23 protein-coding genes and 1 tRNA gene are annotated in these 19,683 nt (G+C 68.5%); 7 read left to right on the forward strand and 17 right to left on the reverse strand.

Going from position 1 to position 19,683, the window contains the following annotated elements:
- The 16 genes from IXW21_RS05230 to IXW21_RS05305 all read right to left on the reverse strand — a co-directional run.
- On the reverse strand, positions 1-469 hold a 469-nt coding region (locus tag IXW21_RS05230; RefSeq protein ID WP_194763220.1), incomplete at its 3' end, for a flagellar hook capping FlgD N-terminal domain-containing protein.
- A gap of 13 nt (positions 470-482) precedes the next feature.
- Complete coding sequence (locus IXW21_RS05235) at positions 483-1,961, reverse strand: flagellar hook-length control protein FliK (RefSeq protein WP_194763221.1); 1,479 nt, start codon at positions 1,959-1,961, stop codon at positions 483-485.
- A gap of 5 nt (positions 1,962-1,966) precedes the next feature.
- The gene (locus tag IXW21_RS05240; RefSeq protein ID WP_194763222.1) at positions 1,967-2,323 is read right to left on the reverse strand and encodes a hypothetical protein; all 357 of its coding nucleotides are present in this window, start codon (positions 2,321-2,323) and stop codon (positions 1,967-1,969) included.
- Positions 2,320-2,745: a flagellar FliJ family protein gene (locus IXW21_RS05245; RefSeq protein ID WP_194763223.1), complete on the reverse strand. Its 426-nt coding sequence runs from the start codon at positions 2,743-2,745 to the stop codon at positions 2,320-2,322. The genes IXW21_RS05240 and IXW21_RS05245 overlap by 4 nt, the downstream gene beginning before the upstream one ends.
- A complete protein-coding gene (locus IXW21_RS05250; RefSeq protein ID WP_194763224.1) occupies positions 2,742-4,064 on the reverse strand; it encodes a FliI/YscN family ATPase in 1,323 nt (440 codons plus the stop codon). The genes IXW21_RS05245 and IXW21_RS05250 overlap by 4 nt, the downstream gene beginning before the upstream one ends.
- Complete coding sequence (locus tag IXW21_RS05255; protein ID WP_194763225.1) at positions 4,061-4,711, reverse strand: FliH/SctL family protein; 651 nt, start codon at positions 4,709-4,711, stop codon at positions 4,061-4,063. Before IXW21_RS05255 ends, IXW21_RS05250 begins: the two co-directional genes overlap by 4 nt.
- Before the next feature lie 122 nt (positions 4,712-4,833).
- Complete coding sequence (gene fliG / locus IXW21_RS05260; protein WP_228528204.1) at positions 4,834-5,922, reverse strand: flagellar motor switch protein FliG; 1,089 nt, start codon at positions 5,920-5,922, stop codon at positions 4,834-4,836.
- On the reverse strand, positions 5,919-7,559 hold the full coding sequence (fliF, locus tag IXW21_RS05265; RefSeq protein WP_194763226.1) for a flagellar basal-body MS-ring/collar protein FliF: 1,641 nt from the start codon (positions 7,557-7,559) through the stop codon (positions 5,919-5,921). The genes fliG and fliF overlap by 4 nt, the downstream gene beginning before the upstream one ends.
- 3 nt (positions 7,560-7,562) lie before the next feature.
- Positions 7,563-7,880, reverse strand: a complete 318-nt coding sequence (gene fliE, locus IXW21_RS05270; RefSeq protein ID WP_194763227.1) for a flagellar hook-basal body complex protein FliE — start codon at positions 7,878-7,880, stop codon at positions 7,563-7,565.
- A complete protein-coding gene (gene flgC, locus IXW21_RS05275) occupies positions 7,880-8,272 on the reverse strand; it encodes a flagellar basal body rod protein FlgC (RefSeq protein WP_194763228.1) in 393 nt (130 codons plus the stop codon). The genes fliE and flgC overlap by 1 nt, the downstream gene beginning before the upstream one ends.
- Complete coding sequence (locus IXW21_RS05280; protein WP_194763229.1) at positions 8,269-8,616, reverse strand: flagellar basal body rod protein FlgB; 348 nt, start codon at positions 8,614-8,616, stop codon at positions 8,269-8,271. Before IXW21_RS05280 ends, flgC begins: the two co-directional genes overlap by 4 nt.
- 108 nt (positions 8,617-8,724) lie before the next feature.
- Positions 8,725-9,006 (reverse strand): hypothetical protein, encoded by a 282-nt coding sequence (locus IXW21_RS05285; protein ID WP_194763230.1) that lies wholly within the window; start codon positions 9,004-9,006, stop codon positions 8,725-8,727.
- A 6-nt stretch (positions 9,007-9,012) separates the two neighbouring features.
- Positions 9,013-9,426: a flagellar export chaperone FliS gene (fliS, locus tag IXW21_RS05290; protein WP_228528205.1), complete on the reverse strand. Its 414-nt coding sequence runs from the start codon at positions 9,424-9,426 to the stop codon at positions 9,013-9,015.
- A 41-nt stretch (positions 9,427-9,467) separates the two neighbouring features.
- Positions 9,468-10,835, reverse strand: a complete 1,368-nt coding sequence (gene fliD, locus IXW21_RS05295; RefSeq protein ID WP_194763231.1) for a flagellar filament capping protein FliD — start codon at positions 10,833-10,835, stop codon at positions 9,468-9,470.
- Positions 10,836-10,936: 101 nt separating this feature from the next.
- Complete coding sequence (locus IXW21_RS05300; RefSeq protein WP_194763232.1) at positions 10,937-11,809, reverse strand: flagellin; 873 nt, start codon at positions 11,807-11,809, stop codon at positions 10,937-10,939.
- Positions 11,810-11,914: 105 nt separating this feature from the next.
- The gene (locus IXW21_RS05305) at positions 11,915-12,772 is read right to left on the reverse strand and encodes a sigma-70 family RNA polymerase sigma factor (protein ID WP_228528206.1); all 858 of its coding nucleotides are present in this window, start codon (positions 12,770-12,772) and stop codon (positions 11,915-11,917) included.
- Between the two features lie 255 nt (positions 12,773-13,027).
- On the opposite strand from IXW21_RS05305, the gene IXW21_RS05310 reads away from it, so the two are divergent.
- From IXW21_RS05310 to IXW21_RS05330, 5 genes are all read left to right on the forward strand, one after another.
- Complete coding sequence (locus IXW21_RS05310) at positions 13,028-13,618, forward strand: sulfite oxidase-like oxidoreductase (protein ID WP_194763234.1); 591 nt, start codon at positions 13,028-13,030, stop codon at positions 13,616-13,618.
- Entirely contained in the window at positions 13,615-14,340 is a 726-nt protein-coding gene (locus IXW21_RS05315) for a ferredoxin reductase (RefSeq protein ID WP_194763235.1), read from the forward strand. Before IXW21_RS05310 ends, IXW21_RS05315 begins: the two co-directional genes overlap by 4 nt.
- A complete protein-coding gene (locus tag IXW21_RS05320; RefSeq protein ID WP_194763236.1) occupies positions 14,340-14,618 on the forward strand; it encodes a DUF6510 family protein in 279 nt (92 codons plus the stop codon). The genes IXW21_RS05315 and IXW21_RS05320 overlap by 1 nt, the downstream gene beginning before the upstream one ends.
- Before the next feature lie 56 nt (positions 14,619-14,674).
- Positions 14,675-15,160, forward strand: coding sequence for a hypothetical protein (locus IXW21_RS05325; RefSeq protein WP_194763237.1), 486 nt, complete (start codon positions 14,675-14,677; stop codon positions 15,158-15,160).
- A 69-nt stretch (positions 15,161-15,229) separates the two neighbouring features.
- Positions 15,230-15,400: a hypothetical protein gene (locus IXW21_RS05330; protein ID WP_194763238.1), complete on the forward strand. Its 171-nt coding sequence runs from the start codon at positions 15,230-15,232 to the stop codon at positions 15,398-15,400.
- Between the two features lie 30 nt (positions 15,401-15,430).
- Here IXW21_RS05330 and IXW21_RS05335 read toward each other — a convergent pair.
- Positions 15,431-15,503, reverse strand: a tRNA-Val gene (locus IXW21_RS05335).
- A 153-nt stretch (positions 15,504-15,656) separates the two neighbouring features.
- Here IXW21_RS05335 and aceE point away from each other — a divergent pair.
- Both aceE and IXW21_RS05345 read left to right on the forward strand, forming a co-directional pair.
- Complete coding sequence (aceE, locus tag IXW21_RS05340) at positions 15,657-18,383, forward strand: pyruvate dehydrogenase (acetyl-transferring), homodimeric type (RefSeq protein WP_194763239.1); 2,727 nt, start codon at positions 15,657-15,659, stop codon at positions 18,381-18,383.
- 31 nt (positions 18,384-18,414) lie between these two features.
- Positions 18,415-19,617 carry a PucR family transcriptional regulator gene (locus IXW21_RS05345; protein WP_194763495.1) on the forward strand — a complete coding sequence of 401 codons (1,203 nt, stop codon included), beginning with the start codon at positions 18,415-18,417 and terminating at the stop codon, positions 19,615-19,617.
- The last annotated feature ends 66 nt before the right edge of the window (positions 19,618-19,683 follow it).

Genomic DNA, 19,683 nt, shown 5'->3' on the forward strand with positions numbered 1-19,683 from the left:
GGGTCGGGGAGTCTTCGGGGGTCTGCGGAGCCGCGGGGGTCTGCGGTGCAGTGCTCTGCGTGGCGATGCCGGTGATCGCGTCGAGGGACACGCTCGTGTCGCCGATCGTCACCTGCGGCACGGGCCCGTCGAACGACACCTTGGTCACGATGCCGGTCACGGTCTTGCCGTCCGCGTCCTTGTAGCTCGCCTCCTGGCCGATGAGGGCCGTCGCGGCCTGGCGCATGTTCAGCGCGAACGCCTCGGTGCCGTTCTCGGTGAGGGTGGTGAGCTGCTCCATCATGGCGAGCTGGGTGGTCTGCGAGATCATCTCGTTGGTGTCCATCGGATTCGACGGATCCTGGTGGGTGAGCTGCGTGACGAGGAGTTTCAGGAACACCTCCCCGTCGAGGGTCTGCTTGCGGGCAGCGGGGTCAGTCGATCCGGTGGTGTGGATCGACGTGGGTGCGCTCACGGCGTCGACGGTCATGGAAGGGGTCCTCTCAGGCGAAGATGTCGAGGCCCTCGCCGACGCCGGCGCGGGTGCTGGTGGAGATGCGGATGATGTGGGCGAGGTCGTCGCCGCGGTCGGCGGTGGATCGCCGTCCGCTCTGCTCGGGGGTGCCATCGCGGGAGGATCCCTGGTCGCTCGACGCACCATCGGCACCCGGCTGACTTCCACGCCCGGCGCTCGCGTCCGCGGTGGACGCGGTGCTCACCGAGAGAGTGGCGTGCGGGGCCACCGCGGCGAGGTCACGTCGCAGATCGGCGACGATCGATCGCAGAGCGTCGCGTCCGGCATCCGTGCCGCCGATCAGCTCCACCTGCACATCGCCGGCCTGCCCGATCTGCGCGCGGACGGTGACGGGACCGAGGGAGTCGGGATTCACCGTCATCGTGAGCTGATGTGTGCCTGTCGGCCGCTGCGCGATGCTGAGCACTGCGGGGGCGACCTGGGCGGCGACGGTTCGGGGCGCATCCGGGGTGACGGGAGGAGCACTCACCGGCGCGACCGCCGGTGCGACGGGAGCCGTCGCCTGACCGGGAATCGAGGTCGGTGTCGCCGATCCGGGTCCGGACGCCTGCACCGGCGTGACCGGGACGCGGCTGTCCGCCGTGTCGCCGTCGACCGGCACGGCCGCTCCCCCGTCCATCGTGTCGGCAGTAGGTCCGACCGCGCCGATGTCGGGCCGATCAGGGTTCGCGGCGTCCGCCCGTGGAAGGGAGGCCGTCGTCAGCGACGCTGCCCCCGCACTCGCACTCGTCGTTGCCGGCTCGCGCCCCTGCACCGGTTCGGCGACAGCCGGATCGGCCGCGGCGTGATCGACGCCCTGCACCGACGCGATCGAGGCCGTCGCGTCCACTCGCGCGGAGATGCGTTCCACACCCACAGGAGGAGAGATGCCGTCGAGATCGGCCGGCGCAGAGATGCGGTCCAGACCGGACGGCGCGCTCCGTGGTGAGGGCAGAGACGGCGGCGCCTCGACGGCCGCAGCCGATCGTGCGAGCGCGTCGGCGTGGGTCGACGCGGTCGCGGACACGGACGCCGAGGGTCCGGGCGGTACCGGTGCGTTCGCCCCTTCCCCCGCATCAGCCGCTCCACCAGGCGCCGCCGCCGGCATCGCCTCCGGTGCTCGTGCGGGTTCGGCCAGGGCGATCGATCGTGCCGCTGCCGTCTGCGCCGCCCGCTCGCCATCGGCCGATGCGACTCCGCCACCGCCACCGAGCAACGCGGCGACGGCTGCGATCTCGGCCGACTCCGGCGTCGTCGATTCCACGGGACTGCAGGCCGGCACAGGATCGTTGTGCGCCTTCGCATCCGCATCCGTTTCCGCAGAAGAACCCGAGCCGTCGCCGAGCGTGACCCCGCGCGCCTCACCCATCGCCGCCTCGAAGGACGACATCTCCCCGTCCCCCGCCGTGCGACCGTTGCGCTCACCCGCAGCGGAAGACGCTCCCGGCAGCGGACTCAGCATGCTCACGGCCCTCATCCGATCAGCCCGGCGTACTGCTGAAGAGACGAGGCTCCGGTGGTCGATCCGCTGCTCGCTGCGAACAGGGTCTGCAGGGCGCTGACCAGCTCCGTATCGTTCGCGGGAGTCTGCGCCGGCGACGCAGCGGACTGCTCCGTAGCGCCGGAAGAGGCCGTATCCGACTGCCCGGAGACCGCCGTCTTCGCCGCCTCCAGCAGCCCCGCGAACGTCGTCGCGGTCGACGCCGTCTCCGCACTCGACTCAGTGGCCTCCGCCGTTGCGGCGGTGGTGGCACGAGCGGCAGGATCGAGTGCCACGATGCGGCTCTCGATCTCGCCGACGCGTGCGATCACCCCGTCGAGCCCGGTCATGCCGCGCTCCCCGCGCCGCGCACCGCGCGTGCGACGGCGATCTCATCGAGCGCGGTCTGCTCTGCAGCCAGGTCTGCCCGCACCTCCTCGACGCGGTGGGTGTTCTCGAGCCTCTCCAGTCCCTTCAACTCCCGCCGCGCCTCGACATGCGCGTCCTTCGCCTCATCCTCCGCGGTGCGATGCAGCTCGGTGAGCGCCTGCAGATCGCTCAGCGCGCTGCGCCCCGCGGCCCTCGCGGCCGCCATCGCTAGCAGCGTCTGCGCATCACCCGCCTGCGCGCCGAGATCGGCGAGGCTGGTCCGGACATCCTGCGCGGCGGCCTCGGTTCGAGCGCGCTCAGCGGTCGCGCGGGAGAGGCGCTCGGCGGCGACACGTTCCTGGGCTCCGCGCACGCGCAGCAGCCCTGCCAGGGGGAAGGTCATGAGGTGAGTCCTCCGAACTCGCTGGTGAGGGCAGTGAGCCGCTGCCACGAATCGCCCACGGTGCTCAGATCGTCCATCGGCTGGGTGAGGAAGCGCGCGATCTCGGGTTCGTGCTCGAGCGCGGCATCGACGAGTGGGTTGGCGCCCTGTCGGTAGGCGCCGATGTCGATGAGATCGTTCGCGCTGCGACGCGCCGCCAGCACACTGCGCAGCGTCACCGCCTGCTGCCGTTGGTCCGGTGTCGTGATCTTCGAGACCACACGCGATACGGATCCGAGGACATCGACCGCGGGGAAGTGTCCCCGGATCGCGAGTGCCCGATCGAGCACCACGTGGCCGTCGAGGATGCCGCGCGCCGCATCGGCGATCGGCTCATTGTGGTCGTCGCCGTCGACGAGCACCGTGTACAGACCCGTGATCGAACCGGTCTCGCCGGTGCCGGCGCGCTCGAGAAGTCGCGCCAGAACCGAGAACGTCGACGGCGGATAGCCGCGGGTCGCCGGCGGCTCGCCGGCGCTGAGCCCGATCTCGCGCTGCGCCATGGCGACGCGGGTGAGCGAGTCCATCATCAGCACGACGTCGAGACCGTCGTCGCGGAACTGCTCCGCGATGCGGGTCGCGACGAAGGCCGAGCGCAGGCGCGCCATGGCGGGCTGGTCGGAGGTCGCGACCACGACGACCGAGCGCGCGAGGCCCTCAGGCCCGAGGTCGTCTTCGAGGAACTCTCGCACCTCGCGGCCACGCTCGCCCACGAGGGCTATCACCGTGACATCGGCCGATGACCCCCGCGCGATCATCGACATGAGCGACGACTTGCCGACGCCCGAGCCGGCGAAGAGGCCGAGGCGCTGACCGGAGCCGACGGGCGTCATGGTGTCGAGAACGCGCACGCCGAGTCCGAGCTGACGATCGATCCGTCGCCGAGTGATGACGCTCGGCGCATCATGATCGAGGGGCACGAGAGGTGCGGTGCGCGGCAGCGGACCCAGACCGTCGATCGGTCGCCCCAGACCGTCGAGCACCCGTCCGAGCAGCCCGCGGCCGGTCGGCACCTGCAGCGGCGCTCCCGCGTGCCGAACCCGCGCGCGCGCCGTGATGCCGTCGAGCCGGCTGAGCGGCATGCAGCGTGCGGATGCCCCGTCGATGGCGACGATCTCGGCATCGACGGCGCGTCCGCTCGTCGTGTCGATGCGCACGCGGTCGCCGACCGCGCCCGTGACTCCGCGTACCTCGACGCCGAGTCCACGGACCGCCTGCACGACGCCGGTGTGCTCGGGCCGCGCGGCTCTGAGGGCGCTCGACCAGGTGCTCGTCGTCACCGGACGATCTCCTCGCCCTGATCGGTCTCACCCTCGAGGGCCGCGTGCACGCGCCGCAATGCCTCGCGGATGCGGGTGTCGACCGCGCCGTCTTCGATCTCGACGAGTGCCCCGCCGGCATCCACCGACGATGATCCGATCACCTCGACGCCGGAGACGACCTCGCTGAGGTCGTCGTCGTCGTGAACCGTCCGGGCATCCTGCTCGCTCAGGACCACCCGCGTCCATCGCTCCACGGGAATCTCGGCGACGGCCCTGCGCACGGCGTGCGCGGCGGCACGCGCCGGATCCGACAGCTCCGTGCCGAGGACCATCGTCGCGAGCTCGAGGGCGAGCCGCTCGAGCCCCTCAGCATCGAGCGCTCGCAGAATATCGGCGCGGGTGTCGAGCGCCGCACGCGCTGTGTCGAGGGCCTGCAGCGCCGACCCCCGCTGATGCAGGTAGGTCTCGGCGAGTTCACGCTGACGATGCTCCGCGATGTCGGCCTGCCGCACCGCCTCGACACGTGCCCGCCGGAGGCCCTCCGCATAACCGTCGGCATAGCCGCGCGCTCGCGCCTGATCGGTCTCCCCACGGAGGTCCACGGGAGGCTCGCCCACACGCGGCACCACCAGCGGCGTGAAGGCGGAATCGAGCACGGTAGGCACCCCGGGAGTCGAAGGTCTGGCCTGTCCGTGGCCCGAAGGGCGAGCGATCCGTGCTCCCCCGGCACTATCGCGACACTGCGGCGATGGCGTAACCATCCCCGCGTCCCGCCGCGGCACAGGGATCACTCGATGAGCTCGTCCTCGTCCTCGCGGGAGATCGTGATCTCCTCGGACGCCTCGAGCTCGCGGATGATCCGCACGATCTCCGAGCGCGCCTCGTCGACCTGACGCATGCGAACCGGGCCGAGGACCCTGGTCTCCTCCGTCAGGTTCTCCTGGTTGCGCTCGGTCATGTTGGTGCGCACCTTCTCGACGATCTGCTCATCGGCGCCTTTCATGGCGAGCGCGAGCATCCGCAGATCGATGCCGCGCAGAACGCGCTGCGCATCGCGATCTTCGAGACGCGCGAAGTCGGCGAACGTCACCATGCGGCTCCGGATGTCTTCCGCCAGTGCCAGGTCGCGCCCCTCGAGAGAGGCCAGCAGCGACTTCTCGAGTGCGGTGTCCGAGCGATTGATGATCTCGACGAGCGGCTGCACTCCCCCGATCGACTCGTGGTTGTCGCGCATCGCGAACACCCCGGTGCGCGAGCGCAGCGAGTCGGCGACGATCGAGATCGCTTCCTGCGTCGCGGTGCCCATCGTCGCGATGGCCTGGGCGACGTCGGTGCGCAGCGGATCCTGCAGCGCGGCGAGCACCGCGGCGGCGCGGTCTGCGCGCAGGTTCGCCAGCACGACGGCGACGGTCGTCGGCAGCTCGCCCTCGAGGATCGTGGCCAGCTGCGCGGGATCCGCGGCGTTGAGGAAGTCGAACGACACCGAGCCCTGCGACATCACCCGGCCGACCATTCCGACCGCCTTCTCACGCCCGAAGGCGGTCTCGAGAAGGCCGGTCGCGAGTTCCTGCCCGCCGCGCGACGGCACCGAGCCACCGGTCGCGATGCGACGGAACTCTCCGAGCGCACGGGCGGTGGATGCCACGTCGACACCACCGAGCTGCGTGAGCTCGGCGGCCAGCATCTCGGAGCGCTCCTCACCGAGATGACGCAGCACCTCGGCTCCTGCAGCACGGTCCATGTTCATCAGCACGATGGCGGCCTTGCGCAGACCGCTCATCTCCTGCGCGGGTGCCTCGGCCGACGATGCGGTCGAGGCCGTGGACACCTCGATCGTGTCGGCCTGCGCGTCGAGCAGCTCGGTCAGCGCGCTCATACCCTCGCCTCATCCATCAGGCTCGCGAGAGCGCCGGCGATCGCTTCGGGCTCGCGCTTCGCCAGGTCGTCGATCTCGCGGCGACGGCGCTCGACGAGCATCTGGTCGGGCTCGCGCTCCTCATCGAGGTCGACGTCTGCCGACGACAGCGGGCGTGTCGGAGCAGGCAGCGGGATCGCATCCCCGTCCTTCAGCCCCCTCAGCGACTTCAGCTTCTGCTCTTCGCTCTCGGTCACCGTCGCGAAGTACTCGATCGGGCCCTCGTCGGTGTACATCACCCGTCGCTTCAGCTTCCGGCGCACCGCGAGGAACACCACGAGGATGATCACCGCGAGAAGGATCGATCCGCCGATGATCGCCGACCGCAGCAGCTCCTGCTGCATCTGAGCCGCCTGCTCGGCCTCGGCGGCCTGCAAGGCGGTCTGAGCCGCCGTCGCACCCGTCTCGCTGAACTCGACGAACTCGACGGCGATCGCGTCGCCCCGTTCCAGGTCGATCCCGGCGGCCGACGCGACGAGAGTCTCGACCTGGGCGGCGGTGACACCGGTGACCGCTCCGCGGTTGAGCGCGATGCTCACGGTCTGCCGGGTGACCTCTCCCGCCGGCGTGACGGTCTTCTCGGTCGACTTGTTCACGGCGTTGTCGCGCGAGGTCTCCTCGAACTCGTAGGCGCCGTCACCCGCGGCGCCGTTGGGCACGGCGATGTTGTCGGGGCCGAGCACGCCGGTGCCCCCGGCCTGACCGCCGGTGTAGGTCTCCGTCTTGGTCTGCTCCGACGCGCTGAGGGCGCCCTCGGGAGCCGAGTAGGTCTCATCCATGCGCTCGGACGTCGAGTTCGCGACGTCGGCCGAGACCGTCACGGTCGCGTTGCCGGGACCGACGATCGTCTCGAGCATGGAACTCACGGATGCCGCGACCTTCGCCTCGTGCTCGGTCGCCTGCTTCGACGAAGTGCCGGTGAGCCCCGCGCCCACGGCGGAGAGCACAGCGCCGTTCTGATCCGTGACGGCGACGTCCTCCGGGGTCATTCCCGGCACCGCCGCGCTCGTGAGATGCACGATCGCCGCGATCTTCTCGTCGCCGAGCGTCGAGCCGTTGCGGGTCTTGACGAAGACGGATGCCGTCGGGCTCTGCCGCTCCGACACGAAGACGCTCTCCTCGGGAATGGCGAGCTGCACGGATGCCGCGGTGATGCCGTCCATCGAACCGATCGTGCTCGCGAGCTCCCCTTCGATGGCGCGCTTGTAGGTCACGGACTGCTGGAACTCGCTCGCGGTCACGCCCATCTTGTCGAGCAGCGTGTATCCCTCGCTCGAGTCGCCGGGGAGACCGGCGGATGCCGCGGCGAGTCGCTGGGCGTAGACCTGATCGTCCGGGACCAGGATCGTCGCGCCGCCCTCGGCGAGCTCGTACGAGACGCCGGCGGTCTTCAGCTGGTCGACCACGGCGGAGGCGTCTCCGGCGCTGAGCCCGGTGAAGAGCGGACTCATCTGCGGTCGCGCGAGCCACGATCCGAGTGCGATGGCGCCCATGACGAGCAGTGCCACCCCGATGATCGCGATCGTCCGCTGGGCGAGGGAGAAGCCTGAGACGACCTGCTTGGCGCGGTCGAAGTACCCCGTGAGCATTTTCGGCATGGCTTAGGCCTGCATCCTCATGATCTCGTTGAAGGCGGACACGCTGCGGTCGCGCACGGCGACGACCAGGTCGAGTGTCACGGAGGCGCGCGAGGACGCGATCATCGCCTGGTGGATGTCCTGCAGATCGCCGGTGACCGCCTGCACGGCGAGTTCGTTCGACGACGCCTGCAGCTGCTGGAGATTCTCGACGGCTCCGGTCATCGAGGTGGCGAAAGCGCCGCCACCGGTCGTGGCCGGCGCGTCGACATCACCCTCGAAGCTCAATGCGGAGAGCGGGCTGACGCCTGCGGCCGAGATCCCCTCGATGGGAGTGCTCATCAGTTGCGTCCGATCTGCAGCGCTGCCTCGTAGGTCGTCTTGGCACGGTCGACGACGGCGGCGTTCGCCTCATAGCCGCGCTGCGCGACGATGAGCATGCTCATCTGGTCGCCGAGTTCGATGTTCGGGTATTGCACGTACCCCTCGGCATCGGCGTAGGGGTGTTCGGGGTCGTGGACGCGCTTCGCCTCCGCCTCGGATTCGACGACGCCGGCGACGAACACACCCGGGCTATCGGTGCCGGCCTGCACGGTGACGAGCTTCTCGCGGAACGCCTCTTCGCCCGCAGGTGTGGCCGTGTTCACATTGGCGATGTTGTCGCTGAGCGCATCGAGCCACTTCCGGTGCGCGGTGAGACCGGAGCCGGCGATGCCGATGGCGTCGAAGGTCATGCGGAGGCCTGGCCGATCGCTTTGGTGATCGACGCGGACTGACCGCCGATCGCCTGGCTCGCGAACTGGAACCGCAGCACCGTATCGATGTTCGACAGCGTCTCGGTGTCGAGGTTCACGTTGTTTCCGTTGATCCGCGTCGGCTCGAGCGACCGTTCGACCGTGGGGGTCACAGATCCCGACCCCGAGGAGACGGCGGAGCGGAGCTCGTCTTCGAACTGCACCCGCTTGGCCTGGTAACCGGGGGTGTTGACGTTGGCGATGTTCTCGGCGATCGAGCGCTGGCGCAGCGCCAAGCCGTCGAGCGCGCTGATCAGCGCGGAAGAGGTGACCGATTCGAGCACGGGGCACTCCGGAGGTTGGTGGAGAAGCCGATCCCTGGCCAATCGTCGAGCTATCCGTGCTCAGGTGGGACTATCGCGACAGAGCGTGCGCGGCGTAACCCCGTCGGCTCACCCTTCGACGTCGAGGTAGGCGGGAGTGTCGCCGGGGCTCGCGGTCGGAACGCGACGCAGCGCGGCGATCTCGCGCGCGACGTGGGCACGCGACGCGACGAGGCCGCCGATCATGAGCTGCTGGCGCGCGAGCACGGCCTCGGCTCGTTCACGAAGGTGCTCGGGGATGGGGCCTGCCGGCCTGTCGAACTCCGTCGGCTCCAGCTGCTCGTCGGCGGCGTCGAGGGCACGCTCGAACTGGTCGAGCACTGCCAGCCATGCCGTGAGGTTGTCGGGCACGAGCGGTCAGGCCGATGCCGTGGCGATGCCGTGCGCAGAGCCGGTCATCGAGGCGGCGGCTTCGTGCCAGGCGTCTCGGAGCGGTGCGATGATGTCGCGGCATTCCGCGGTGATCGCCGCGTCACGATCGATGTTGGCGGTGATGAGGCGACCGGTCAGGTACGTGTAGACACCGCGCAGGTCATCAGATCCGTCCCAGACATCGGTGAGCGAGCCGTTCAGCTCGGCGACGATCCACTGCGCGTGCGTGAGGTGGGTGCCGGCGGCGATCCAGTCGCCCGCGTCCTGCGCGACGCGCGCGCGGTCGACGTCGACCAGCAGGCGGTCGTACAGGAGGATCAGCAGACGCTCGGGCGAGGCGGATGCGACCTGCTGCTCGAGATACTGCTGCTTGGCACGGTCGAGCGAGGTGATGGGCATGATTTTCGACTCCAATGCGGATGCGAGATCGGCGCGTCCGGTCAGGACGACGACGAGCTGGGGGTCATCGCGGCGAGCTGGCCCGTGAGCCAGGTGGACTGCGACTGCAGCTTCGAGAGCTGCACCTCGAGCTGCGCGTACGTGCGCTCGAGCGTCGCCTGGCGCTGCTCGAGCCGGATGTCCCACCGCTCGACCTGCGTCTTGAGGGTCTTGACCTCGGACTCCTGCCCGGTGATCCGGGCGGTCAGCAGCCCGTCGTACTTGTCGGAGTACTGCGTGGCGACGCCTTCGAGTCTGCTCGCCACTCCCGAGAAGAGCTCCTGGGTCGCCTCGGGGTCAGCGGCCACGGCCGCCGCGAACTTCTCGGCGTCGAACGAGAGCACCCCCTTGTCGCTGATCGTGATCCCGATCGTCGACGGCGAGATTCCGTTCACCGGATGCTGCACGGCGTTCGCGAGCGCTGTGCGGAGGTTGCGGACGGTGCTGTCGCCGGTGAAGACACCGAGGGTGGTCGACTCTCCCACATCGCCGACCGTCGCCTTCGAGCCGTTGTCGATCCGGGTCAGCAGCGACGCGATCTCCTTGATGAAGGCCTCGGCGGTGGACGTCTGCTTCTTCTCGTCGCGGGTGACCGTCACCATGACGGGGTCTGCGCTCGGCTTCGACACCGTGACGTCGATGCCTTCGCCCACGCTGATGGTGTTGCTCGCACTCGTCAGCGCCTGCTCTGCCGCGGTGCCCGCGAAGAGGCGCACTCGAGCGTCAGCACCCTGGGTGAGGAGGGCGGCGCCGGACTCGGACCCCATGTCGACGGACGTGCCTGCGGTGACGTCAGCCGCGGATCCTCGGTGGATGGTGAACTCGCCGGCCTCGCCCGTCTCGATGGAGGTCAGCTGGATGCGCGAGAGGGGCTTGCCGTCGGCATCCGTCCCGGCGGGGACCACCGTCGCCATGACACCGGCCTTGGCATTGTTGATCGCCTTCGCGAGATCCCGAGGCCCGGTCCCGGTCGGCGTGATCTCGACGGGCTCGCCATCGGTTCCCACCACGGTGAAGGTGCCGCCCCAGGCCGACGATCCGGCTGCGGCGGTCACGACGGAGTGCGCGGTGGCGACGGCGTCGACGACGATGCCGGTCGAGAACGCGCTGGCCGTGGATCCTGCCGTCACCGTCACGCTCTCCGACGAGGACGACGCGGTGAACGAGGCGGGTGAGGTCGGTGCCGCCGCGGTCTTGGCCTTGGTGACGAGGTCCTGCAGCGTCGTGTTGAGTGACTGCAGGTTGTTGATGATCGTGTTGCGGTCGGCGATCTTGTTGGTGATCAGCGTCTTCGGGATCGCCGACACGTCCATCAGCGCCTTGATGAGCTCTTCCGTCTTGAGCCCTGATACGAGTCCGTCGAGTTTCATCCCGGTCGTCTTCCGTGCGATGCGGTCAAGGTGTCCTACAGGAAGGCGCCCGGGCGGAGGTGAGTCCGCCCGGGCGCCTGGTGCGCCTCAGGCGCAGCGACTCAACGGAGCAGCTGCAGGACGCCCTGACCCGACTGGTTCGCCTGCGCGAGCATGGCGGTACCGGCCTGAGCCAGGATGTTCGAGGCGGTGTACTTGACCATCTCGGCCGCCATGTCGGTGTCGGCGATGCGGCTCTTGGCCGCACCCAGGTTCTCCGCCGAGACCTGCAGCGAGTTGATCGTCGACTCGAAGCGGTTCTGCGCCGCACCGAGGTCCGCACGCTGCGACGAGATCGCGGTGATCGCGGTGTCGATCGCGGTGACGGCCGCGGCCGCCTCCGTGGCCGAGTCGAACGAGAAGGCCGCAGTGACGGCATGCGTGGACGCGGCTCCGGCAGCACCGTAGGTGATGTCGGTGATCGAGGCCAGAGCGGCCTTCAGGTCACCGCGGTCGACCGCGATCTGCGACGACGCGTCTCCGTTGGCTCCGACCTGGAAGCTCAGAGCGGCGCCTCCCTTGAGCAGGTCGATGCCGTTGAAGTTCGTCGAGTCGGCGATGCGGACCAGTTCGTCGGTCAGCTGGGTGACCTCGGTCGTGATCGCGGCGCGCGAATCGGCGTTGTTCGAGTCGTTACCGGCCTGCACCGCCAGGTCACGCACACGCTGCAGGATCGAGTGCACCTCGGTGAGCGCGCCTTCTGCGGTCTGGATGACCGAGATGCCGTCCTGAGCGTTGCGGGCTGCGACGTTCAGGCCGTTGACCTGCGAGCGCAGGCCCTCGGAGATGGCGAGGCCGGCGGCGTCATCGGCAGCGCGGTTGATGCGCAGACCGCTCGAGAGCTTCTCGAGCGACTTCGAGACGTCGTTCTGGTTGACGGACAGGTTGCGGTACGCGTTGAGCGCGCCGACGTTGGTTGCGATCTGAAGACCCATGTTTATCCTCCGTGGTGATGGGACCGAATGCCGGCCCATCCGTGGGCCTGCACTCTCCACATTCGCGACGCGCGGATCGCCCGTAACCGCGGGCGGGGAGAATTCTCAGACGGCGGCGAGCACGCGCGCAACCGGGGCTTGCTCCGCCGGGGCGGCGGCGCCGAACAGCGTCTCGAAGAAGTCGGACCGGGCCTTCGTCGAGCGGTCTCCGGTCGTGCCGTCCTCCCACGCCTGCATGGCCTCGCGCATCAGCGTGAGTCCCTTCGAGCGCAGCTTTGAGACGTAGGCATGGCTGACCGCGAGCTCCTCCGCGATGTCCTTCACCATGCGATCGTCGAGGTAGATGCCGCGCACCACCTGGCGCATAGCCTCGGGAAGCGCGTCGATGACCCGTGCGAGCATCGTGCGCAGTTCCGACTGTTCGACAGCGTGCTCGGGCAGGATCACACTGTCGGTGAGGTCTGCCGCCTGACGCCCGGTCTCCACGTCGAAATACTCCTCGAAGCTGGTCGCCGTGCGCACCATCTCGTCGAGCTTCTGCATCTCCACGACCGCGTCGATGTCGAGTCCGGACTCCCGCGCCAGCTCTGCGGTCGTCGCGATGCGGCCGGTCCGCGCGAGTACGGCCTCGGCTGCGACACGGAGGCGCTCGATCTTGTCTCGGCTGCGTTCTCCCGCGGGGTCTGCACGACGCATCTCCGAGAGCATCGCCCAGTTGATCTGGCTGCTCGCGAACGCACCGAAGGGAATGCCGCGAGAGGCGTCGTACGACATCGCGGCTCGGGCGAGTCCCATCCGTGCCGCCGAGAGCAGATCGTCGAGATCGACGTGCGTCGCCGAGCGCGCCTTCTCGACCGCCAGGAAGGTGGCGAGCGGCATGTTCTCGCGTGCGAGTTGTTCCGCTGTCGGAGCGACAGCCTGACCCGAGTTGGAATCAGCGAAAACATCAGAATGACGCGGCAATGTGACTCCGTGGCTTGTTCAACTGGTTTATCAGGAACATAGCAGGATTTACGCATATACAAGTAGAAAATTGAGACTGTTTGTCGCGTCGATGGCGCACCACAGGACTGCAGCGGCAGACGACCATCGTCAGATTCGCCTCTCGTGCGCGGCATCCTCTGCTCACTAGACTCGACGCGTCACTGCACAGGACGATCATCGACGGGATCCTCGGTCGGCGGAATGAGCAGTGCGGACCGACGAAAGAGGACGACGATGGCAGTGATCTCCCGCGGGTTCGGCGCACGCCGCAGAGAGTCCGACGACCGGCTTCCGCCGGGCCAGTACCTCACCGAGGACTTCCCCGTCCTCTCCGCCGGCCCCACACCTCGGGTCACGACCGATACCTGGGAGTTCGCGGTGGTCGGGCTCGACGGGATCCGGCGGACGTGGTCGTGGGAGGAGCTGCATGCGCTCCCGGTCGACACGATCACCACCGACATCCACTGCGTGACTCGCTGGTCCAAGCTCGGCACACAGTGGCGCGGCGTCTCGCTGGACCATCTGCTCGCGGATGCCGGTGACGGCGACTTCACCCGCGTCTTCTCATACGGCGGATACACGACCAACGTCCCGCGCGCCGATCTGACGAACGGCAGGGCATGGATCGCTTTCGAGTTCGAGGGCGAACCACTCGGAGCCGAGCACGGCGGGCCCGCGCGTCTTCTCGTTCCGCATCTGTACTTCTGGAAGTCGGCCAAATGGGTCCATGGCCTCGATCTCCTCGAGAACGACGAACCGGGGTTCTGGGAGCAGAACGGCTACAACATGTACGGCGACCCCTGGAAAGAGGAGCGGTACTGGTGACGACCGCGTCACCGTGGCTGGTCGCCCGTGTCGCTGAGGTGCGACAGTCCACGCCTCACGGTCGAGTGCTTCGTCTCGCCGTCGACGGGTGGCCCGGGAACCTCGCGGGACAGCACGTCGACGTGCGCCTCACGGCTGAAGACGGCTATCAGGCCGTGCGCTCGTATTCGCTGGCCTCATCCGGCGACGCACCCCTGCTCGAGCTCGCCGTCGACGAGGTGCCGGACGGCGAGGTCTCCCCCTACCTCGTCGAAGATGTGCGTCCGGGCGACGAGCTCGAGGTCCGCGGACCCATCGGCGCGTATTTCGTGTGGACCCCCGAACGGCAGGAGTCCGTTCAGCTCATCGCCGGCGGGTCCGGCGTGGTACCGCTGCTCGCGATGGCACGCGTGCACGCTCTCGCCGCAAGCGGAGCGCCGATGCGGATGCTGTATTCCGTGCGCACCCCGGACGACGCGTTCTACGCCGACGAGCTGAACGCACTCTCCGGCGGGACCTTCGCTCTCGACTGGGCGTACACGCGCTCGTCTCCTGCCGGCTCCGCCCGCCCCGCCGGCAGGGTCGACGCCGCGACGATCGCGGCATCCACGATCCCGGCCTCAGAGAACCCGTCGGTCTACGTGTGCGGACCGACAGGCTTCGTCGAAGCGGTCGCCGACCTGCTCGTCACGGCTGGTCACTCCCCCGATCGAATCCGTACCGAGCGCTTCGGAGGTGCCTGATGCGCGCACATCACCCCGGCCATCACGAACGCGTCGACGGAAACGCCGCAGGAGGGATCCTGCTCGACATCTTCGGTCGCGACATGACGGGCGCACGAGCGGCGTGTGCGCACTGCGAGCACGAGGGCCCGCTGGCGAACGCCGTCGCCGAGGTGGACGACGCTGGCATGATCCTCCTCTGCCGGGGGTGCGGTCGCACGCTGCTGACCGCCGTGCGCTCCGACGGCGTTCAGACACTCGTCATCGGCGGGCTCCATCGCCTGCGGTGGGGGCTGTAGATCCATGCGACGCGACTGACCGTCACTCCTGACCCGTGGTCTGCGATGATCGGGACATGGGCACGCGACCTCGAGGCACCTGGCGACGACAGGCGGCCCGCGACGCTCAGATCGTCGACAGGCTCGATTCGACCCCCGTCGTGATCGACGGCGATGCCCACGATCTCGTGCACGATCTGCGGGAGAGCGCACGTGACGACGGCGTGCTGCTGCAGACCTTCGCGACCGCGACGGAGCCCGCTCGGGTCGTCATCCTCGCGATCGAGGGCGACGGCCGTTCGTCGCTGCTGAAGATCAACACGCTGCTCCGATCGGCTTCCGGGGCGGTGGCCGCGGATGCTCTGCGGATCGCCGTCATCCGCAGTGGTCGAGCTCGGATCGCCCCCGCGAAGCTGCAACGACTCCTTGCCTCCGAGATCCTCTTCCAGATCTCCGTGGCGGTATCGCCGCTCTCGGCCGGCACCCGCGATCGCTCTCTGCGACAGCGCCTCGTCCTCGGCTCCCTCGATGCCGCAGGGTTCACCGTGCTCCGCGTGGGCTGATCCTCCGCTGTGATTACTCTCGGTCCCCGGGTGTGATCGCGTCGACGAGCCGCTGCCCCCCGATGCCAGGTGGTCCGCCAGAACGGCGGCGGCGAGCTCGGCGTCGCCGGCGCCGAGTGCCTCGAGCAGCTCTTCACGCTAAGCGGCGATGACGGCGAGATCGGCATGACGCGGGCGACCGGCAAGCCATACCGCCATGTCATCGAGATCCTCGAGGAGCTCATCCGGCCGCAGACGTGACCCTCGAGACAGGGCGAGGTCTTCGTGAAGTGGGCCCTGCCGGGATCGAACCGACGACATCCACGGTGTAAACGTGGCGCTCTACCAGCTGAGCTAAAGGCCCTGGTTCACCCAGTGTATCGGTGTCGCAGTGCGCGAGCATGTCGTGGAAGGGGGATAGGCTGAGGGCGGCACGCGCTGTGCACAGCCGACAAGGCTGCCCGCGTCGCTTCCCGTTTCATTGGCATGACCTGCCAGCTTGACGAAAGGCTCCCCCGTGACTGTGCACGACCAGGATCCGTATTCCCAGGGCCCGCTCGACAGCGATCCGGATGAGACGGGCGAGTGGCAGCAGTCGCTCGACGAGCTCGTCGAGGCGAAGGGCCACGGTCGTGGCCGCGAGATCATGCTCAGCCTGCTCAAGCGCTCGAAGGAGCTGCACCTGGGCGTGCCGATGGTCCCGACCACCGACTACATCAACACGATCGCCGCCGAGAACGAGCCCGAGTTCCCCGGCGACGAAGAGATCGAGCGCCGCTACCGCGCCTGGATCCGCTGGAACGCGGCCATCACGGTGCACCGCGCGCAGCGCCCCGGCATCGGCGTCGGCGGACACATCTCGACCTACGCGTCGTCGGCAGCTCTGTACGAGGTCGGCTTCAACCACTTCTTCAAGGGTGCCGACAACCCCGGCGGAGCAGACCAGATCTTCATCCAGGGTCACGCCTCCCCCGGAACCTATGCGCGCTCCTTCCTCGAAGGGCGCCTGAGCGAAGACCAGCTCGACGGCTTCCGTCAGGAGAAGTCGCACGCGCCGCACGGCATCCCGTCGTACCCGCACCCCCGTCTGATGCCGGAGTACTGGCAGTTCCCGACGGTCTCGATGGGTCTCGGCCCGATCAACGCCATCTACCAGGCGATGTCGAACAAGTACCTCGAGAACCGCGGCATCAAGGACACGTCCCAGTCGCACGTCTGGGCGTTCCTCGGCGACGGCGAGATGGACGAGGTCGAGAGCCGCGGTCAGCTGCAGGTCGCAGCCAACGAGGGCCTCGACAACCTCACGTTCATCGTCAACTGCAACCTGCAGCGCCTCGACGGCCCGGTGCGTGGCAACGGCAAGATCGTCCAGGAGCTCGAGTCGTTCTTCCGCGGTGCGGGCTGGAACGTCATCAAGGTCGTCTGGGGTCGCGAGTGGGACGACCTGCTCGCCCGCGACACCGAGGGCGCGCTGCTCAACCTCATGAATGTCACGCCCGACGGCGACTACCAGACGTACAAGGCCGAGTCCGGCGCGTATGTCCGTGAGCACTTCTTCGGCCGCGACGAGCGCACCGCAGCCCTCGTCAAGGACTATTCCGACGACGACATCTGGAACCTCAAGCGCGGTGGCCACGACTACCGCAAGGTCTACGCCGCGTTCAAGGCCGCGACCGAGCACAAGGGCAAGCCCACCGTCATCCTCGCGAAGACCGTCAAGGGCTACGGCCTCGGTCCGCACTTCGAGGGCCGCAACGCGACCCACCAGATGAAGAAGATGACGCTGGACAACCTCAAGACGTTCCGCGACGCCATGCACATCCCGATCACGGATGCGCAGCTCGAGGAGAACCCGTACCTGCCCCCGTACTACAACCCGGGTCCCCAGGACGAGACGATCCAGTACATGCTCGAGCGCCGCCAGGCTCTCGGCGGCTACCTGCCGGAGCGCCGTTCCACGCACGTCGGACTCTCGCTTCCCGATGACACCGCGTACGCGCTGCCCAAGAAGGGCTCCGGCACGCAGGAGATCGCCACGACCATGGCGTTCGTCCGTCTGCTGAAGGACCTGCTGCGTTCGAAGGACTTCGGGCACCGCATCGTCCCGATCATCCCCGACGAGGCTCGGACGTTCGGAATGGACGCGTACTTCCCGTCGGCGAAGATCTACAACCCCAACGGCCAGCACTACACGTCGGTCGACCGTGAGCTCCTCCTCGCCTACAAGGAGAGCCCGCAGGGTCAGATCGTGCACGTCGGCATCAACGAGGCGGGCGCCCTCGCGGCGTTCACCGCGGCGGGTACGTCCTACGCCACGCACGGCGAGCCGCTGATCCCGATCTACCTCTTCTACTCGATGTTCGGGTTCCAGCGCACCGGCGACGCCCAGTGGGCCGCCGGTGACCAGATGGCCCGAGGGTTCATCATGGGCGCGACGGCGGGTCGCACCACCCTGACGGGTGAGGGCCTGCAGCACGCAGACGGCCACTCGCACCTGCTCGCCGCGACGAACCCCGCGACGATCTCGTACGACCCGGCATACGGCTACGAGATCGCTCACATCATGCGCTCCGGTCTCGAGCGCATGTACGGCGGAAACCACGAAGACCCGAACGTCATGTACTACATCACGCTCTACAACGAGCCGATGGTGATGCCGGCCGAGCCGGAGAACGTCGACGTCGACGGCATCGTGCGCGGCATCCACCGCGTCTCGGTCGGCGAGGGCGATGGTCCCCGTGCCCAGCTGTTCGCCTCGGGTGTCGGACTCCCCTGGGCCCTCGAGGCGCAGCAGCTGCTGAAGAACGACTGGGGCGTGATCGCCGACGTCTGGTCGGTCACGTCCTGGACCGAGCTGCGCCGCGACGGGCTCGCCGCCGACGAGCACAACTTCCTGCACCCGGAGGAAGAGCCCCGCACCGCGTACCTCACGCAGAAGCTGCAGGGCGCCGAGGGCCCGGTCGTCGCGGTCAGCGACTTCATGCACGCGGTGCAGGACCAGATCCGTCCCTGGGTCCCGCAGCGTTTCGCGACGCTGGGTGCCGACGGCTTCGGATTCTCCGACACGCGTGCGGCTGCCCGCCGCTTCTTCAAGATCGACGGACCGTCGATCGTCGTCCGCACGCTGCAGTCGCTCGCCGAGGACGGGGTCGTCGACCGTTCCCTCGCCGCGCAGGCCATCCAGAAGTACAGCCTGCACGACGTGAACGCCGGCACCAGCGGCAACGCGGGCGGCGAAAGCTGAGCCATCGGTGACAGAGTCCTCTTCGCGCGGCATGGACAAGTCCGCCACGCTCACCTGGCTGCGCCGGATCTCCGGTGACATCGCCTCGGTGACGATCAAGCGCCTCGAGGACACCCTCCCGTGGTACGCCGACATGCCACCAGCCCGCCGCTCTGCGGTCGGGCTGGTGGCTCAGGCCGGCATCACCTCGTTCATCCAGTGGTACGAGGATCCGACCTCGACGCCCTGGATCGCCGCAGACATCTTCGCTGCGGCTCCGCGCGAGCTCCTGCGCAGCGTCAGCCTGCAGCAGACCCTCCAACTCATCCGTGTCACGGTCGAGGTGACGGAAGAGCGCGTGGCCGGTCGTGGCGAGGATCTCCGCGAGGCGATCCTGCTCTACTCGCGCGACGTCGCCTTCGCCGCCGCCGACGTGTACGCCCGCGCGGCGGAGGCTCGCGGCCTGTGGGATGCACGTCTCGAAGCCCTCGTGGTCGACTCCATCCTCACCGGCGAAGCAGACGAAGAACTCCCTAGTCGCATCGCAGCACTCGGCTGGCACGGCCACGGCGAGGTGGCGGTACTGGTGGGTACGACTCCCCCGCAGTTCGATGTCGACCTGGTGCGCCGCACGGCGCGCAAGCTGTCCGTCGACGTGCTGATCGGTGTGCAGGGATCCCGACTCGTCCTGGTGATCGGCCGCGCACGTGCCGAGGGCCAGGAAGACGAAGAAGACGATGACGAGCTCGGCTTCACCGAGATCGCCGCGCGGCTCGAGCCCTCGTTCGGCCCCGGCTATGTGGTGCTGGGCCCTGCTGTCGCAGCGCTCGTCGACGCGAGCCAGAGCGCACGCGCCGCTCTCGCGGGATTCGCCGTCGCTCGCGCCTGGCGCAGCGCGCCCCGCCCCGTCGAGGCCGACGACCTGCTGCCCGAGCGCGCTCTCGCGGGCGACCCGCTCGCCAAGCAGACGCTCATCGAGCGCATCTACCGCCCCCTCCAGGCGCACTCCACAGATCTCGTGACCACGCTGTGGAGCTATCTCGACAACGGCCGCTCCCTCGAGGCGACGGCACGCGAGCTGTTCGTGCATCCGAACACGGTGCGCTATCGCCTCAAGCGCGTCAGCGAGGTGATCGGCTGGGATGCCACCGGTCCTCGCGAGGCCCTGATCCTTCAGACGGCACTCATCCTCGGATCCATCGGTGCCGCGGATCAGGTTCGTCGGCGACCGCCGCTCAGACGCACCCCGCGCTGACCGAATTCGTGGGATCTGTACGCCACACACAAGCGATCTTCGGAATCTTGTGATGGATCATCCACC

The sequence above is a fragment of the Microbacterium sp. UFMG61 genome (assembly GCF_015354505.1).
Classification (GTDB): domain Bacteria; phylum Actinomycetota; class Actinomycetes; order Actinomycetales; family Microbacteriaceae; genus Microbacterium.

Bases quoted from the DNA above. Each gene is read 5' to 3' on its own strand.
- IXW21_RS05240 (WP_194763222.1), bottom strand. From the start codon at position 2,323: ATGACCGGGCTCGACGGGGTGATCGCACGCGTCGGCGAGATCGAGAGC.
- IXW21_RS05245 (WP_194763223.1), bottom strand. From the start codon at position 2,745: ATGACCTTCCCCCTGGCAGGGCTGCTGCGCGTGCGCGGAGCCCAGGAA.
- fliG (WP_228528204.1), bottom strand. From the start codon at position 5,922: ATGAGCGCGCTGACCGAGCTGCTCGACGCGCAGGCCGACACGATCGAG.
- fliF (WP_194763226.1), bottom strand. From the start codon at position 7,559: ATGCCGAAAATGCTCACGGGGTACTTCGACCGCGCCAAGCAGGTCGTC.
- fliE (WP_194763227.1), bottom strand. From the start codon at position 7,880: ATGAGCACTCCCATCGAGGGGATCTCGGCCGCAGGCGTCAGCCCGCTC.
- flgC (WP_194763228.1), bottom strand. From the start codon at position 8,272: ATGACCTTCGACGCCATCGGCATCGCCGGCTCCGGTCTCACCGCGCAC.
- fliS (WP_228528205.1), bottom strand. From the start codon at position 9,426: ATGCCCATCACCTCGCTCGACCGTGCCAAGCAGCAGTATCTCGAGCAG.
- fliD (WP_194763231.1), bottom strand. From the start codon at position 10,835: ATGAAACTCGACGGACTCGTATCAGGGCTCAAGACGGAAGAGCTCATC.
- IXW21_RS05300 (WP_194763232.1), bottom strand. From the start codon at position 11,809: ATGGGTCTTCAGATCGCAACCAACGTCGGCGCGCTCAACGCGTACCGC.
- IXW21_RS05310 (WP_194763234.1), top strand. From the start codon at position 13,028: ATGGCAGTGATCTCCCGCGGGTTCGGCGCACGCCGCAGAGAGTCCGAC.
- IXW21_RS05320 (WP_194763236.1), top strand. From the start codon at position 14,340: ATGCGCGCACATCACCCCGGCCATCACGAACGCGTCGACGGAAACGCC.
- IXW21_RS05325 (WP_194763237.1), top strand. From the start codon at position 14,675: ATGGGCACGCGACCTCGAGGCACCTGGCGACGACAGGCGGCCCGCGAC.
- IXW21_RS05345 (WP_194763495.1), top strand. From the start codon at position 18,415: ATGGACAAGTCCGCCACGCTCACCTGGCTGCGCCGGATCTCCGGTGAC.